The sequence below is a fragment of the Ichthyenterobacterium magnum genome, from assembly GCF_003610635.1.
GTDB lineage: Bacteria > Bacteroidota > Bacteroidia > Flavobacteriales > Flavobacteriaceae > Ichthyenterobacterium > Ichthyenterobacterium magnum.
The window spans coordinates 302,714-318,791 of record NZ_RAQJ01000001.1 but is presented as its reverse complement, the minus strand read 5'-3'; the positions used below and the strand labels follow the sequence as shown (position 1 = coordinate 318,791).

Below are 16,078 nucleotides of genomic sequence, written 5' to 3'. Positions count from 1 at the left end.
TTATTATCGATGAAATGTAATTTTTTTGGGATTAAGTGTAAAATAACTTAAAAAAAAATTGGTTTTCTCAAAATATATAAATATGTTTACTGCCTTAAAAAAATAAAGGCAACTAATTACAACTAAAAATAATTTAACCTCGAGTTTCTATGAATATTAAGAAGTTTGTTTTATTAACCGCAGTTTTAGCCCTATTAGTCAGTTGTGGCTCTGGAGACAGAGGAGAATTGGTAGGAGTTAAAGGAAAAAAATGGCACCCAGAAAAGCCTTATGGAATGGTACTTGTTCCTGGAGGTGCATTTATTATGGGTAAATCTGATGATGATTTAGCTGGAGTTAAAGATGCTCCAACAAAAACAGTAACAGTTAGAGCATTTTATATGGATGAGACCGAAATTACTAATAGCGAATATAGACAGTTTGTATATTGGGTTAGAGACTCAATACTTAGAACTAAACTCGCTATTTTAGCTGATGAAGTAGGAGAAACTCCTGGTAATGGAGGTATTGGTGAGTATGCATTCAAAGATGCCAACGAAGAAGAAATGACCGTGTACGAAAAGTATATGTACGATAATTATAGCGGTTTGGGACCAACTGGTTTTGAAGGTAGAAAATTAAATAATGAGCCTGAGTTAATTTTTGACACTTCAGAATATCCTGATGAATATTATGCAGAGGTTATGGATTCTATGTATTTGCCTATTGAAGAATCATATAACGGTCAGCGTACATGGGATGTAACAAAATTCAAATTCCAGTATAAGTATATGGACATTCAAAAAGCAGCCAAAGACAGGAATGTAAGTAGAAAAGATGCAATCATAACCGAAGAAGTTGCTGTTTATCCAGATACAACGGCTTGGATTAGAGATTTCTCATATTCATATAATGAGCCAATGCATAATGATTATTTCTGGCATGATGCTTATGGAGAGTATCCAGTAGTTGGAGTGTCTTGGGAACAAGCTAATGCGTTTTGTCAGTGGAGAAGTTTAAAGAAAAATTCATACCAAAAAAGTAAAGGTAAACAACACGTAAATGCTTTTAGATTGCCATCTGAAGCAGAATGGGAATATGCTGCAAGAGGTGGTTTACAAGGAGCAACGTATCCTTGGGGTGGACCTTATGCTAAAAATGATAGAGGTTGCTTTATGGCAAACTTTAAACCTTTAAGAGGTGATTACGCTGCCGATCAAGCCTTATATACTGTAGAGGCCGATTCTTATGAGCCAAATGATTTTGGATTGTATAATATGGCAGGGAATGTGTCAGAATGGGTTCAAGGGTCATACGATCCAGGTTCTTATGAGTATGCTGCATCATTTAATCCAAGTGTAAATGACCCTGAAAACGAACGTAAAGTTGTTCGTGGAGGTTCATGGAAAGATGTTGCATATTTCTTACAAGTAAGCTCTAGAGATTACGAATATGCAGATTCTGCTAGAAGTTATATTGGTTTCAGAACAGTACAAGATTACATGGGAACTGAGGTGACTAAAAACGCAGCAACAAACTAATTAACAACAACTAATCAAACTAAATATTTAACTTAACTAAAAAAACTATTATGGCACAAAATGGAAAAATAACCTTGACTAATATGATCTACGGATTAGGAGCAGCAATCGTAATTGTTGGAGCCTTATTTAAAATTCAGCACTGGCCTTTTGGTTCTGAAATCTTAACTGTAGGTATGATTGTTGAAGCATTAGTATTTACATATTCAGCTTTCGAAAGACAAGGAGCAGAGCTTGATTGGTCTTTGGTATATCCTGAATTAGCTGGAGGTATGACTTCAAATAAGAAGAAAAAAGAAGAACCTAAAGATGCAGAAGGCATGTTATCTAAAAAATTAGATAATTTATTAAAAGAAGCAAAAATTGATGGAGAACTTATGGCTAGCCTTGGAGATAGTATTAAGAACTTTGAAGGTGCTGCTAAAGGTATAAGTCCAACGGTAGATTCTATGGCTGCTCAAAAGAAGTACAGTGAAGAGATGTCTTTAGCTGCTGCTCAAATGGAGTCTTTAAATAGTCTTTATAAAGTACAAATGGAAAGTGCTAATCGTCAAGCTACAATTAATGAAGAAGCTGTTGAAAACGCAACAAAATTAAAAGAACAAATGCAATCATTAGCATCTAACCTATCATCTTTAAACGGTGTATATGGAGGAATGCTTTCTGCAATGAATAAAAACTAATTAGTTTTTTTAACTATAATAATAATTAACCACTAAAAACTAATTAGAAATGGCAGGAGGAAAATTATCTGCAAGGCAGAAAATGATTAACTTAATGTACTTAGTATTTATTGCTATGATGGCAATGAATATGTCTAAAGAAGTACTTTCAGCTTTCGGTTTAATGGAAGCAAAGTTTTCAGACGCTAACGTAGTAACTACAGACATGAACACTAAGTTGCTTGCTAACTTAGAAACAAAAGCTGAAGAAAAACCAGCAGAATTTGCTACAGCAGCAAACAAAGCAAAACAAATAAGCACAGCTTCAGACGATTTTTACAAGTATCTAGAAACTTTAAAAGTAGGTCTTTTAAAAGATGGAAAATACTCTATTGATTCTGAAACAGGAAAGCTTCCTTTTGAAGCAATGGATAAAACAGATATCCTAGACGAAAAATGGTTTACAGGAGATAGACTCACTAAAAAAGGTGATGAAGTCATGGCTAAAATAGAAGGCTATAAAAGTAAAGTAAAAGAAATTATTGGTGACGATGTTAAGTATACAAAGGCTATTGAGAATTTTGAAAAGAGATTTAGTACAGCTAAAGTGAAAAATAAAGACGGAAAATCTGTAGATTGGTTAGATTACCACTTTAAAGGTTTCCCAGCAATTGCTTCTTATACAAAGTTAACAGCAATGCAAAATGATGTTAAGGTAACTGAAGCTAACATGTTTAATGTGTTTTTAGGAAACACGTTAGATGAAGCTGTTTCACTTAAAAACTATACAGCGATTGTAATTGCCGATAAGTCTGCATTTTTTGCAGGAGAAAAATTTCAAGGTAAAGTTGTGTTAGGTAAATATGCTAATGTAACACCAACAGGATTAAGTATTTCTGGATCTTCTGTAGATTTAGAAAAAGCAATAGATTCTACAGGAGCTGCACGTCTTGACTTTAATGTTGGTAGTGTAGGTGAGCATGAAATTGATGGAAAATTCACGTTTTTAGAAGATGGAAAACCATTAGATATTCCAATTAAAGGAAATTATGTTGTTGTCCCTAGACCAAATTCTGCAACTATATCAGCAGATAAAATGAATGTTGTATATCGTGGTGTTACAAACCCAATGACAATATCATTTGCTGGTGTACCAGATAATAAAGTATCTGCTTCAGGTGCTGGATTAAAAAAAGGTTCTGGAATGGGTAAATATAACATGGTGCCTACTTCTGGTAGAGAAGTAACTATTAATGTTACGGCTACCTTAGACGATGGTTCTAAAGTTAGTGATAAAGCTGTATTTAGAATTAAAGATATACCAAAACCAACTGGTATGATTGCAGGAAAAAGTTCTGCTAAATTACCAAGAAACAACGTAGAGATAGGAAAAATTCAAGCAGTATTAGAAGACTTTGATTTTGATTTACCATTAACGGTAACAGGATTTAAAATTAAAGTACCTGGTCAACCATCTGTAACGTGTTCTGGTAATAGACTTAATGGAGCTGCAAAAGCTGCATTACGTAAAGCAAAACGTGGCGCAGGAATTCAAATCTTTGATATTAAATCAAGAAGTAACGGTCCAATTATTAAGCCAGCTACGCCAATTGTTATAGAGTTATCTAACTAATCAACACCAATAGATAGAGTAACCCAAATTAAAAATTAAAAAAATGAATTGTAAATTCTTATTATCAATACTTGTAACTGTAGGTTTAACATCTAGCATGTTTTCTCAGGCAAATATTTTAAACGCCAATACACCTAAAGAAATAGGCGTTAAAACAGAAGCTCAATTAGCATTAGATAATGATAAACCATTAGAATATGGCTATGTTGATGATAGAGATATTTTATTCTCTAAAATGACTTGGGAAAAAGTTGTTTTAGATGAACGTATTAATTTTCCTTTATATTTCCCAATTGATACAAATAATATAGGAAAAGATAGACGTTCATTATATCATGTATTGATTAAAGCAGTACAAGATGGTAGAATAAAAAATGTTTATAACGATTCATATTTTACTGAGAAAAGAACCATAAAAGAGTTGGCAGATATTACAACTAAAGTTGATACATTAGATATTGGTTACGATCAATTAAATGCTGATGGTTATGTGGATCCAGAATATATCACAACACGTAATATCGAAGCTTTCGATATTAGTGCTTATTTAATTAAAGGGTTATGGTATTTTGACAAACGTCAAGGTGAACTTAAATACAGATTATTAGGTATTGCTCCAGCAGCGCCAGATGTAAACTTTATAGATTCTAATGATGAAGCTAACAAAACTCCAAATGCATTATTTTGGGTGTTTTTTCCTGAAGCTAGAGAAATATTACATGAGGCAAAAGCATTTAATAACAAAAATAGCGCAATACCAATCTCTTTTGATCACTTGTTAAATTCTAGGCGATTTAATGGGTATATGTATAAAGAAGAAAACGTATATGGCGATAGAGAAGTTAAAGAGTATGTAGCAGATAATGCATTAATGCAACTTTTAGAATCTGACCGTATTAAAGAGAAGATTCGTAATTTCGAACAAGATATGTGGTCGTATTAATATGACTTATAATTTAAAAACGCTCACTAATTTAGTGAGCGTTTTTTGTTTTATTACATAATGTGTAGTCAACTTAGAATATTATTTTTACAAACATGAAAAATGTAGATTACATTATAGTTGGCTCTAGTCTTGCTGGGATTTCCTTTAGTGAAGTTTTGCGTGCTAATAATAAATCTTTTATAGTTTTTGACAATGATTCGCAGCAGTCATCAATTGTTGCTGCTGGCTTATATAATCCAGTTATTCTAAAACGATTTACAGAAGTATGGCAAGCTAAAGCACAGTTAGATTTAGCTTTACCAAAATATAAAGCTTTAGAAGATTTGCTTAATGTAAAGTTAGACTATAAAATTCCTGTTTATAGACGCTTTACTTCTATTGAAGAGCAAAACAAATGGTTTACTGCAGCAGATAAACCATCATTAGAACATTATCTATCAACAACGCTTAAAAAGAATGTGAATGCCAATATTGATGCTCCTTTTGGATTTGGAGAAGTTTTACAAACAGGACGTATAGATACCAAAGCACTCATTAAAAATTATAGAAACTATTTAGTAGAGATGAATCAGTTTGTTAATGAAACTTTTAATTACCAAAACCTAAGTGTTTTAGAAGATAAAATAGAATATCAAGATTATTTAGCATCTAATATTGTTTTTGCCGAAGGCTTTGGTGTTCGACATAATCCATTTTTTAAAAGTTTGCCTCTCAATGTTGCAAAAGGAGAATTGATAACAATTAAAGCTCCAGATTTAAATATAGATTTTACATTAAAAGCTTCAGTATTTATTGTGCCAATAGAAGATGATTTGTATTGGGTTGGAGCAACGTATAATTGGAAAGATACCACGAACAGTGTTACTGAAGAAGGGAAAAATGAATTAGTAAACAAGCTTAAAAAAATAATTACTTGCGACTTTAAAGTGGTCAACCAAGTTGCAGGAATACGACCAACGGTTATAGACAGAAGACCTTTAGTTGGCGCTCATGAAATACATAGCAACATGTATGTCTTAAACGGTTTGGGTACTCGAGGTGTTATAATTGGACCTTATGTTGCAGAACAACTTTATGAGTTTATAGAAAATAAATTACCTTTAGATAATGCTATAAATGTAAAACGATTTATTTCTTAGTTAAAGATTTATCATATTTCATAAATAGATTTATCCAAATGTTTCTTGATAAGCGCATAATTATTGGAGCAAACACTACTAGAGTTGCAACAATAGATATAAAAACTGTATGTATACTTGTATCCAAAAAGATGTAACTTATAATAAACGCAGCAACAGCAAATGCAATCCCAACGCCATAACTAACATACATAGAACCATAAAAAAATGAAGGTTCAAGTCTGTATTTTGTTTGACAATTAGAGCATTTTTCTTTAATTGTAAGAACTTGATTAAGAGCATACGGATTTGTGTTTTCATACATAGACTCTTCATGACATCTTGGGCAAACACCTTTTAAAATACTATATAACTTTGTTCCTTTCATTATATTTAAGATTGTTTATTTTTGCGTTTTACAAAAGAAATACAAAATTAAACTTTTGTTTATTAATAACTCAAATTAAATGCTTAATATTCATAATCTTTCTGTTTCATTTCAAGGCGAATATTTATTCGAAGACATTACATTTAGATTAGGTAATGGAGACAGAATAGGTCTTATAGGTAAAAACGGAGCTGGTAAATCTACCATGCTAAAAATATTGTCTAAAGACTTAGAACCAGATTCTGGACAAATTGCAGCAGATAAAAATTTAAGCTTCGGATTTTTAAAACAAGATATAGACTTTGTTTTAGGTAGAACAGTACTTGAAGAAGCTTATGAAGCCTTTAAGGATATTAAAGTTTTAGAGGCAAAAATAGATGAAATTAATCAGTTGTTAGTTGAACGAACAGATTATGAAAGTGATAGTTACAATCAATTAATGATTGATTTAAATGAGGTTCAGCATCAATATGAAATTATAGGAGGTTATAATTATCAAGGCGATACAGAGAAAATTCTTCAAGGTTTAGGTTTTAAACGTGAAGACTTTAATAAGCTTACAGATACATTTTCTGGTGGTTGGAGAATGCGTATTGAGCTTGCAAAACTTCTACTTCAAAATAATGACATTTTACTTTTAGATGAGCCTACTAACCATTTAGATATCGAATCTATTATTTGGTTAGAAAACTTTCTGAAAAATTATGTAGGTGCAGTTGTTATTGTGTCTCATGATAAAATGTTTTTAGACAATGTTACTAACAGAACTATAGAAATATCTTTAGGACGTATATATGATTATAAAAAACCATACTCTCAATATTTAATTTTACGTAACGAAATTAAAGAGCAGCAGTTGGCATCGCAAAAAAATCAAGCTAAACAAATTCAGCAAACCGAAAAGTTAATTGAAAAGTTTAGAGCCAAAGCTTCTAAAGCTACAATGGCACAATCTTTAATTAAGAAACTTGATAGAATAGATCGCATTGAAGTAGATGAAGACGATAATAGTGTGATGACATTAAACTTCCCTGTTTCAATAGTACCAGGAAAAATGATTATTGAAGCCGAAAATGTTTCAAAGCATTATGGAGATTTACAAGTTTTAAACAATATAGATATAAGTGTAGAAAGAGATAGTAAAACAGCTTTTGTTGGTCAAAACGGACAAGGAAAATCTACGTTGGCTAAAATTATTGTTGGAGAGTTAAAACATCAAGGACACTTAAAACTTGGTCATAATGTGCAAATAGGCTATTTTGCTCAAAATCAAGCTGAATATCTTGATGGAAGCAAAACGGTTTTAGATACTATGATTGATGCTGCCAACGAAACCAACAGAAGTAAAGTGAGAGATATTCTCGGGTCGTTTTTGTTTAGAGGAGAAGAAGCAGAAAAGTATGTAAAAGTTTTATCTGGTGGAGAACGTAATAGGTTAGCCTTGGCTAAGTTATTATTGCAACCACTTAATGTGTTGGTTATGGATGAGCCAACAAATCATTTAGATATTAAGTCTAAAAATGTTTTAAAAGAAGCGCTTAAAAAGTTTGAAGGCACTTTAATTTTGGTGTCTCACGATAGAGACTTTCTTCAAGGTTTAACAAATAAAGTTTACGAATTTAAAGATCAAAAAATAAAAGAGTATCTAGGCGATATAGACTATTATTTAGACCAACGCAATGTTGAAAATCTTAGAGAAGTTGAAAAAAGAGACGTTGTTAAACAGCAACCAAAAACTAGTAATAAACAATCATACCAAGACCAAAAAAAACTAAAATCATTAAACAACAAATTGAGTAATATCGAATCTAAAATAAATCAATTAGAAAAAGATATTAAAAATGATGATGTAAGTTTAGCAACTAATTATGATGAAGTTGCATCTAACCCTAGTTTTTTTGATGCATATCAAGCTAAAAAAAATGATTTAGAGATGTTGATGGCAGAATGGGAGACAGTTCAAGAAACCATAGATAATATTGATTTATAATCATGAAAGAGCACTTTTTTCAGTGTCCGTATTGCTGGGAGCAAGTCTCAATGTTAATTGATTATTCTCAATCAAATCAAAAATATATTGAAGATTGTGAAGTTTGTTGTAATCCTATTCAGTTAAATATCAGTATAAAAGATGGTGTAATTTCTAGTTTTCAAGCTATAAATATTGAACAATAAATTTTGTTTAAATATCTGATTTTCAGTAAATTATAATTTTTGTGATATTTTAGCCGTGCAGTTCATCGAAAATAATTGGTAATTCAACGATGTTTTATTAATTTCGTAAAGTAAATGTGCTCCCTCACAAAATCTACTATTATGAAAACTGCTAAAATTACAATGTTATTTTGTTTAGTAACATTACTCTCTTTCGGTACCGTTTCTAAAAAAGAAAAACACGCTTTAGTTGATTTATACAATGCCACTAACGGACAATCTTGGAATACAACTTGGGATTTAAATACTCCAGTTTCAGATTGGTATGGCGTAGTTGTTAATAATGATAAAGTTGTAGAACTAAACTTAGAGTTTAATAACCTTAAAGGTCAATTGCCAGAAACATTTGGCGATTTAACGTCATTAGAGAAAGTTAATTTTTTCAGAAATGATATTTCAGGAAGCTTACCAAACTCAATAGGAAATTTAACGGCTTTAAAAGCAATTAATATTTCATTTAATAAACTTGATGGGCAATTACCAAAAACATTAGGTCAATTAACAGCATTAACATCCTTACAGTTGTTTATGAATAAAATTGAAGGAGAGATTCCTAGTAATATTGGTGACTTAGTAAATCTTGAAAAACTAGAATTATATAATAATAATTTATCTGGAAGCATTCCTACCACAATAGGTAACCTTACTAAATTAAAAGAAGTATTAGTAAGCAGTAACCAATTAACAGGTAGATTACCTTCAAATATTTCAAATTTAAAAGACTTAAAAGTTTTAAGCGTATTCGATAATAATTTATTAGGTGTAGTGCCTTCTTCAATTTGTGAATTAGAGCAATTAGAAGAATTGGTTTTAGCTAATAATGCATTTTATGGAAGCTTGCCAACTAATATGGCAAACTTATCAAATCTAAAAACATTATTAATTGGAAACAACAGCTTTGAAGGCGAATTAGCAAAATTAGGAGAGCAACTACCAAATATTGTAGAATTTGATTTTGTTAATACTACAAGCCGAGGAGCTATAGTGACTTTAGATACAGAAGATTAGTTATTTAAATAGTTTTAATAAGTTAAACTCTCAATAATTTTATTGGGAGTTTTTTTTTAAAAGCTTTCGTAATCTAAAAAAACGTTTTATATTTGCAGTCCAAAATAATTTTGTTGGTATTATGAGCCAAGAGTTAAAAGCTAAGTAAGTTATTTTTGATATTAAATCGCGGGATAGAGCAGTAGGTAGCTCGTCGGGCTCATAACCCGAAGGTCACTGGTTCGAGTCCAGTTCCCGCTACTAAGTAAAGCTTCACAGAAATGTGGAGCTTTTTTTGTAAATGATATTTTAGAAAGTTTACTTTTTAAAATAGAAATGTCAAAAAAGTAAATTTTTATTAAGTTTGGTTTGTTGTACAAGCACTCCTTTTAGGTCCAACGAACGAAGTGAGTTAATCCAGTTCACGCTAAAAAGTAAGCCTTATGAGAAATCATAAGGCTTTTTTATTTTTGTACCATGAATGATAACTTTAAAAACGAATTTTTTAGAATAGGCATACAAAATGGAAAAACACCAGAAAACTTAGGTGTGCTTTGGCGATAAGCTCAAAATTTAGGAGCGAGTTTTATTTTTACCATTGGTAATCGTTATGCAAAACAAGCATGTGATACGCATAACGCAGTAAAGTCAATGCCATATTTTCATTATAATACATTTGATGATTTTTTTAATAATCTACCTAAAGGAACACGTATAGTTGGTGTTGAATTGACAGAAGAAGCTGAAGGTCTAGAAACCTTTCATCACCCAAGACGATGCGTTTATCTACTTGGAGCTGAAGATCATGGTTTGTCTAAACAAGCTATTGAGCAAAGTCATTTTTTAGTAAAATTTAAATCGCAATTAAGTTTAAATGTATCTGTAGCTGGAAGTATAGTGATGTATGATAGACTCTTAGGTAAGCCTCGGTCATAAATCATCTTAAATGTTCTAAAAAAATTACTTAAAAATAAGTATTGTATTATCGTTATTCATTCTAAGAATATAAATCCCTGTTGAGATGCTTTGAGGGAATTTTAAATGTGTAACCTTAGTTTCGGGATTGTACTTAATGTTATCTATTTGCAGATTACTTCCCTTAATATCAAACAAAATAAAAGTGTCTGTAATTTGGGAATTGTTAATAAATAGCTCGTTTGATATCACTGGGTTTGGATAGATATTACTCTCTATAGATTCTGGAGTTTTTCCATCAAAATATTCTACGGCATAGTTGTAACTATTAATACCTAATGTTTTACCAATAATTCTTCCAGGAATATCATCGGCAGGTGGATGTATGCCTCCCCAAATCCTTGATAGACTACATTGGTCTGAAGCATCTCGATAGGTTGCCCATTGCAGTTTTATGTCCATTGAAGGGCCTTCTTCAAAAACTAAAAATTCATTTTTTCTAGCAATGAATTCTCCATATCCGCCTGGGAAAAACTCGTCACCAGTTAAAAGTGTCATAACCTCAGCTGCAGCTCTAGAGTATGTAGAATGACCAGACACAAATCCAGCAAAAGGAGGCGTTACAAAAGAAGGACGTTGATAAGGCCACCAATTTTCAGCTAAAATCCAACCTACACCAGCTTGATCTGTATCAGAATCTCCAATGAAATCATGACCCTTCCAAGTGTATAATTTTATTTTTCCAATATGTTCACCTTCTCGGCCTTCAAGCTCATCTCCATCTTCTACTATTTCTACATAGCCATCTCTTAATGGGATTCCTGATATATCGTAATTCTCTATAGACTCATCTGTGCTTTGTCCATTATCTGTCATAAATCTAATTGCAGAGATAGGTCTGATATAGTCATACCATCCTTTAATACTCCATGCGGCTATTGCTGCGTCATGCATGGTGCCCCCTAATGTAAAGTAAGCTTTTACATCCCATTCTAATGGGTTTAAAATTTCACCTTCACCTCCCAATTTTTTTTCAAATAACGGATGGTCATTCACATGATTTAATAAGGTGAACCAATGGCCAGGTGGTGTTTCGGAATCGGGACCATCTGCCCAAAATTCAGCTAATACTCTGGTGTAATCTCCACGTGGTACAATTTGTTGTTCGTATGGTGCATTTGTTATTGGATTTGTTGAACGACCTTGTCCAATATCTCCTCCTTCAAGTAAGTTATAGAAGTCTGGATACTCAGTGAAACTATTTGGAAATTGACTAATGTCAATATTTCCGATTGATCTAGGTGAAATGTCCCACATTGTATTATCATTTGGGTCTAAATGAGACCCCCAAATTGAAACAAGTGTAAATCCCCATTTGTATGCTTCACTAGATTCTGTTTCTGCAGATGAATTTAAAAAAGGAGGATTTCCTGGATCAAAGTAAACTGAGAAATTATGACCAGACCTTTCATAATTGGTTTTTGTTTCACTACCAAGTGAAAATGGTAAAACATTACCCCATTCTGGACTAAGAAACTCAGGTGTTTCTCCAATAATTAAATTTCCACTTTGGTCTATAAAAGTATCTAAACTTAAAGGCTGCCATCTATTTGGATTTGTAATATTTCCGCTGCCAGGTTGTATAGGAGCTAAAGGAGTATTAATTGGAGAGTAATAGCTATTATCGTAAGAACTCGCCTCTCTGGAACCATCTGTATTACCATAGTTAATTATAGATTCTGCTATAAAATTTCCTAAAGCTGCAGAATCTCCTGTTGAATAATCTGTTGAGGTGTTATTGATATCATATCCTAGTGTTTGCATCAATAAATTAAACCTTTCTATAGATTCTGTTGAACTAGGTGAGTTAGAAAAACGATGTGTTAGTAGTCGGTAAACAGCATAACTGATAGACTTCTTTCTAGCATCTTCAATAGTTTCGGTAGTAGTAAACCCATTAAAAAAATTACTGTAATTGTGTATTGAATTACCAATTAAATAAGTACGAGCACGGTTGTCATAAATAGCCCAAGCATCATACATAGCTATACTTGTATGAAAAAGATTTCTTGCGTGTACAGTAGGTCGAGCAAAATCACCTCTTATGGCTTCTAGCAAGGCTTCGTTCCATAATCGAGCTACAGAATGTATACCATTTACTGATGGAGTTGGTGCATCAAGATCTACTAATAGTTCAACAGGTTGGCTAGAACATGTATTGTATTCTGATGCGATAATCTTACCTGATTGTTCAAGTCCCCATTGTACACGTATAGAATTATTACTTAAAGTCTCAATGATTTCGCCTCCAATAATATCCCAATTTACTTGTGAACTTTGATCTAATAATGTATAGGTATATACTTCATCTTGTAGGTAAAAAGAATTAATATTTCCAGAGATTTCACTCGATTCTAAGAAAGTACAGGAACCATCATCAATTACAGCCATTACATCGTAATTACATGAATTAGGATTTGTGCACCCAACAACTCTTTGACTAGGTTGTATATTAAGAGTTTGATATCCTTGCCCTTCTATAGCTAATATAGTTTCATCTACATTTAAATTAGTATAGGTTTCAACCAATCCTAAAGGCCAAGTGATTTTTAGTTCTAGTATTTCATCATCTGCACCTACTCCAAAGTGAATTGGTTGAAGACTTTGAGAAAATAAACTTGCTCCATGATAATACCTGTGGTATGTTCCATTATTCGTTGTTATGGAAACAGTTGTTCCAATAGCATCTCTATTAGATAGAGTGCCTTGTAATGCTATTTTAAACCAATGAAGATTGTCAGGCTGACTTAAATCTATTGTCTTGTTATCATAAAAAAAAGCAGAGCCTTCTTTGTTAGTAATAAATATCTCTAAGTCTCCGTCGTTATCATAATCAAAAGCTTCATTTGATAAACTATAAGAAAACTCATCAATGTTTATTTCTGTTGAAATATTAGAAAAACCATTTTGACCTTCATTAAGTAAGTTTTCAAAATATATATTATGGTTATAAAAGTTGTCATATCCATTTAAAACAAATAAGTCTTCATCACCATCGAGGTCAAAATCGGCAAAACGAGGACTCCAAGCCCATTCTCCAGATTCAACATTCATTTGACTTGCAACATTGTTAAAAAAGTTATTTCCATTATCTGTATAGAGTGCATTAGCATTAATATTAGATAAATAGATGTCAAAACTTCCATTATTATTGTAGTCTCCTATAGATAAACCCATTCCAGTTCGTGAATCATCTAGACCAAAGCTTTCAGATTGCTCAATAAAACTGTTTCCATTTTGATTTATATATAGGTTATTACGACCAAAATCATTAGCTAAATACAAATCAAGCCAACCATCATTATTTACATCTATTGGCACACTCATAAATGTAAACATGCTGCCTTCTCCATCACTTACAAATAGATTTGAAACATCACTAAAAGTACCATTACCATTGTTTTTAAATAAGGTGTTTCTTCCACAAGAAGATCTATAGTCACTTATGTAAATATCTAAAAGCCCATCTTTGTTGTAATCAAACCATAATGCACTTGTATTAAAACATCCATTGTAATCACTAATACCAGAGTTTGATGTAACATTTGTAAATGTACCATCTCCTAAATTATTAAAAAGCATAACCCTGTATGCGTTAGTTAAGAATAAGTCTGGGTCACCATCATTGTCGTAATCGCCCCAAGAAACCCCCCATTTATAATCTTGATATACAACTGTATTTAAAGGGTCATCTCTATGAGAATCTTCAAAAGGGTGTAGGTTCGTTAAACCAGCCTCAATTGTTACGTCAGTAAAAGTGCCATCATTATTGTTTCTAAATAACTGACTCATAGAATCACCATCACTTTCATCTCGTTGTTTAGCAACAACAAAAATGTCTAAATCATTATCTCCATCATAATCTGCTACAGCAACTCCAGTATTATTTTCTAGTAAATTTAAACCAGATTGAGCTTCTATTCTTTGAAAATTTTGAGAAAAAACAAATGGGTTTTGAATTAATATAATAACATATACTATGCAACTAAACTTCATCGTTAATTTTTTTATAATATGTGGATTCTTCAAAAATAACATTTTTATGTATAAACCCTTAATATAACTTTTGTAGAATATAAACCTAAGGTATTAATTTTATCTTTGTAAAAAATAAATAAGAATGCATAAAGCAGGTTTTGTAAATATTATTGGTAATCCAAATGTTGGTAAGTCTACATTAATGAATGCTTTTGTAGGTGAAAAATTATCAATAATTACATCTAAAGCACAAACTACACGTCATCGTATTTTAGGAATAGTCAATGGTGAGGATTTTCAAATCATTCTTTCTGATACTCCTGGAATCATTAAACCAGCTTATGAATTGCAAGAATCTATGATGGATTTTGTTAAATCTGCTTTTGATGATGCAGATGTACTTATTTATATGGTTGAGATTGGAGAAAAAGCACTTAAAGATGATGCTTTTTTTAATAAAATCACAAATTCTAAAATTCCAGTTTTATTGCTTTTAAATAAAATTGACATGTCTAATCAAGAGTTTCTTGAGGAGCAGGTTCAAGAATGGTCATTAAAAGTACCAAATGCTGAGATTTTTCCAGTATCAGCTTTAGAAGGATTTAATGTAAAAGAAGTGTTTAGTCGTATTATAGAAATCCTTCCAGAGTCACCACCTTTTTACCCTAAAGACCAGTTAACAGATAAGCCAGAACGTTTTTTTGTTAATGAAACTATTAGAGAGAAAATCTTAATGCATTATAAAAAGGAGATTCCTTATGCTGTTGAGATAGATACAGAAGAATTTTTTGAAGAAGAAAATATCATTCGTATGCGATCTGTAATAATGGTTGAGCGTGATACCCAAAAAGGAATTATTATTGGTCATAAAGGTTCTGCTTTAAAACGTGTTGGAATTGAATCTAGAAAAGATTTAGAAAAGTTTTTTGGTAAACAAGTTCATCTAGAACTCTATGTAAAAGTCAATAAAAACTGGAGAAGCGATCAGCGTCAGTTAAAGCGTTTTGGGTATAACCAGAAGTAATTTAAATTTCTGCATGAATATCTTTGTTTCTAAGTGTATCTCGCATAAAGTGATGTAGTTGGTGCATTTCACTCATCCCAGTTTTCTTTCCTAAACGACCACCAAAGTATAAAGCCAACCATAATACTATCATTAGTAATGTAACAAATAGTTGAATAACATAATCGCTCTCTAAGCTCCAATTAACATAAGCCCAAATACCAAAACCAATAAATAATCCTGCAACTATAAAATGAAGAAACATAAACATAGTCCATACTGTTGGGTTTGGACCAAATAAACCATAAATAGTACTGTGATTATTTGTGTCGTTTTTATTGATTTCTAAGTGTAATTGCGGTGACCAAAAATGTTGTTTCTCTTTAGGTATTTTTATAAATACGTGATCATCAATTCTAGATACTATAAAATCTGATTGTTTTTGGCTAGTGTCTTCAAACAGTTTTAAAAGCAGTTCATTATCCTGTTTAACGTTAAACTTAAAGCGAGGCCTTAAAACTATAGCATTAGTAGTCGACATTTTTATTTTGAAATTGAGCTTCAAATTACTATTTTTTATTTAATATAATCACCTATTTAATGTTTAACGTAAATTCTATGCTGCATCAGTACTTATTTAGTATCTTCGCAGCC

Annotated in this window: 12 protein-coding genes, 1 tRNA gene and 1 pseudogene; 11 read left to right on the top strand and 3 right to left on the bottom strand. The window is 31.7% G+C overall.

Annotation, left to right across the window (positions count from 1 at the left end; translation table 11 throughout):
* Positions 1-155 precede the first annotated feature (155 nt).
* The 5 genes from porK to BXY80_RS01550 all read left to right on the top strand — a co-directional run bounded on the left by porK (position 156) and on the right by BXY80_RS01550 (position 5,900).
* Positions 156-1,520 carry a type IX secretion system lipoprotein PorK/GldK gene (porK, locus tag BXY80_RS01570; RefSeq protein ID WP_449404361.1) on the top strand — a complete coding sequence of 455 codons (1,365 nt, stop codon included), beginning with the start codon at positions 156-158 and terminating at the stop codon, positions 1,518-1,520.
* Between the two features lie 50 nt (positions 1,521-1,570).
* Positions 1,571-2,203 carry a type IX secretion system motor protein PorL/GldL gene (gene porL, locus BXY80_RS01565; RefSeq protein WP_120199464.1) on the top strand — a complete coding sequence of 211 codons (633 nt, stop codon included), beginning with the start codon at positions 1,571-1,573 and terminating at the stop codon, positions 2,201-2,203.
* Positions 2,204-2,252: 49 nt separating this feature from the next.
* Positions 2,253-3,815 carry a type IX secretion system motor protein PorM/GldM gene (gene porM / locus BXY80_RS01560; RefSeq protein ID WP_120199463.1) on the top strand — a complete coding sequence of 521 codons (1,563 nt, stop codon included), beginning with the start codon at positions 2,253-2,255 and terminating at the stop codon, positions 3,813-3,815.
* A 43-nt stretch (positions 3,816-3,858) separates the two neighbouring features.
* Complete coding sequence (gene porN / locus BXY80_RS01555; protein WP_120199462.1) at positions 3,859-4,758, top strand: type IX secretion system ring subunit PorN/GldN; 900 nt, start codon at positions 3,859-3,861, stop codon at positions 4,756-4,758.
* Between the two features lie 95 nt (positions 4,759-4,853).
* Positions 4,854-5,900 carry an NAD(P)/FAD-dependent oxidoreductase gene (locus BXY80_RS01550; RefSeq protein ID WP_120199461.1) on the top strand — a complete coding sequence of 349 codons (1,047 nt, stop codon included), beginning with the start codon at positions 4,854-4,856 and terminating at the stop codon, positions 5,898-5,900.
* Here BXY80_RS01550 and BXY80_RS01545 read toward each other — a convergent pair.
* Complete coding sequence (locus BXY80_RS01545; RefSeq protein WP_120199460.1) at positions 5,890-6,267, bottom strand: DUF983 domain-containing protein; 378 nt, start codon at positions 6,265-6,267, stop codon at positions 5,890-5,892. The genes BXY80_RS01550 and BXY80_RS01545 overlap by 11 nt on opposite strands.
* 79 nt (positions 6,268-6,346) lie before the next feature.
* On the opposite strand from BXY80_RS01545, the gene BXY80_RS01540 reads away from it, so the two are divergent.
* From BXY80_RS01540 to BXY80_RS01520, 5 genes and pseudogenes are all read left to right on the top strand, one after another.
* Positions 6,347-8,257 (top strand): ABC-F family ATP-binding cassette domain-containing protein, encoded by a 1,911-nt coding sequence (locus BXY80_RS01540; protein WP_120199459.1) that lies wholly within the window; start codon positions 6,347-6,349, stop codon positions 8,255-8,257.
* A 2-nt stretch (positions 8,258-8,259) separates the two neighbouring features.
* Positions 8,260-8,442, top strand: a complete 183-nt coding sequence (locus tag BXY80_RS01535; RefSeq protein ID WP_120199458.1) for a CPXCG motif-containing cysteine-rich protein — start codon at positions 8,260-8,262, stop codon at positions 8,440-8,442.
* A 141-nt stretch (positions 8,443-8,583) separates the two neighbouring features.
* Complete coding sequence (locus tag BXY80_RS01530) at positions 8,584-9,489, top strand: leucine-rich repeat domain-containing protein (RefSeq protein ID WP_245977137.1); 906 nt, start codon at positions 8,584-8,586, stop codon at positions 9,487-9,489.
* Between the two features lie 167 nt (positions 9,490-9,656).
* Positions 9,657-9,729 (top strand) — tRNA-Met (locus BXY80_RS01525).
* Positions 9,730-9,945: 216 nt separating this feature from the next.
* Positions 9,946-10,404 (top strand): annotated as a pseudogene (locus tag BXY80_RS01520) (RNA methyltransferase).
* Between the two features lie 24 nt (positions 10,405-10,428).
* On the opposite strand, the gene BXY80_RS01515 reads toward BXY80_RS01520, so the two are convergent.
* The gene (locus tag BXY80_RS01515; protein WP_120199457.1) at positions 10,429-14,439 is read right to left on the bottom strand and encodes an FG-GAP-like repeat-containing protein; all 4,011 of its coding nucleotides are present in this window, start codon (positions 14,437-14,439) and stop codon (positions 10,429-10,431) included.
* A gap of 124 nt (positions 14,440-14,563) precedes the next feature.
* Between BXY80_RS01515 and era the strand changes: the two genes are divergently transcribed.
* The gene (gene era, locus BXY80_RS01510; RefSeq protein ID WP_120199456.1) at positions 14,564-15,445 is read left to right on the top strand and encodes a GTPase Era; all 882 of its coding nucleotides are present in this window, start codon (positions 14,564-14,566) and stop codon (positions 15,443-15,445) included.
* 1 nt (position 15,446) lies between these two features.
* Here era and BXY80_RS01505 read toward each other — a convergent pair whose 3' ends face one another.
* On the bottom strand, positions 15,447-15,965 hold the full coding sequence (locus BXY80_RS01505; protein WP_120199455.1) for a GTP-binding protein: 519 nt from the start codon (positions 15,963-15,965) through the stop codon (positions 15,447-15,449).
* Positions 15,966-16,078 lie beyond the last annotated feature (113 nt).

What these genes read in the sequence shown, in the direction of transcription:
- BXY80_RS01530 (WP_245977137.1), top strand. Translation starts at nt 8,584, where the DNA reads ATGAAAACTGCTAAAATTACAATGTTATTTTGTTTAGTAACATTACTC.
- BXY80_RS01505 (WP_120199455.1), bottom strand. Translation starts at nt 15,965, where the DNA reads ATGTCGACTACTAATGCTATAGTTTTAAGGCCTCGCTTTAAGTTTAAC.
- porL (WP_120199464.1), top strand. Translation starts at nt 1,571, where the DNA reads ATGGCACAAAATGGAAAAATAACCTTGACTAATATGATCTACGGATTA.
- BXY80_RS01515 (WP_120199457.1), bottom strand. Translation starts at nt 14,439, where the DNA reads ATGAAGTTTAGTTGCATAGTATATGTTATTATATTAATTCAAAACCCA.
- BXY80_RS01545 (WP_120199460.1), bottom strand. Translation starts at nt 6,267, where the DNA reads ATGAAAGGAACAAAGTTATATAGTATTTTAAAAGGTGTTTGCCCAAGA.
- BXY80_RS01550 (WP_120199461.1), top strand. Translation starts at nt 4,854, where the DNA reads ATGAAAAATGTAGATTACATTATAGTTGGCTCTAGTCTTGCTGGGATT.
- era (WP_120199456.1), top strand. Translation starts at nt 14,564, where the DNA reads ATGCATAAAGCAGGTTTTGTAAATATTATTGGTAATCCAAATGTTGGT.
- BXY80_RS01535 (WP_120199458.1), top strand. Translation starts at nt 8,260, where the DNA reads ATGAAAGAGCACTTTTTTCAGTGTCCGTATTGCTGGGAGCAAGTCTCA.
- porM (WP_120199463.1), top strand. Translation starts at nt 2,253, where the DNA reads ATGGCAGGAGGAAAATTATCTGCAAGGCAGAAAATGATTAACTTAATG.
- BXY80_RS01540 (WP_120199459.1), top strand. Translation starts at nt 6,347, where the DNA reads ATGCTTAATATTCATAATCTTTCTGTTTCATTTCAAGGCGAATATTTA.
- porN (WP_120199462.1), top strand. Translation starts at nt 3,859, where the DNA reads ATGAATTGTAAATTCTTATTATCAATACTTGTAACTGTAGGTTTAACA.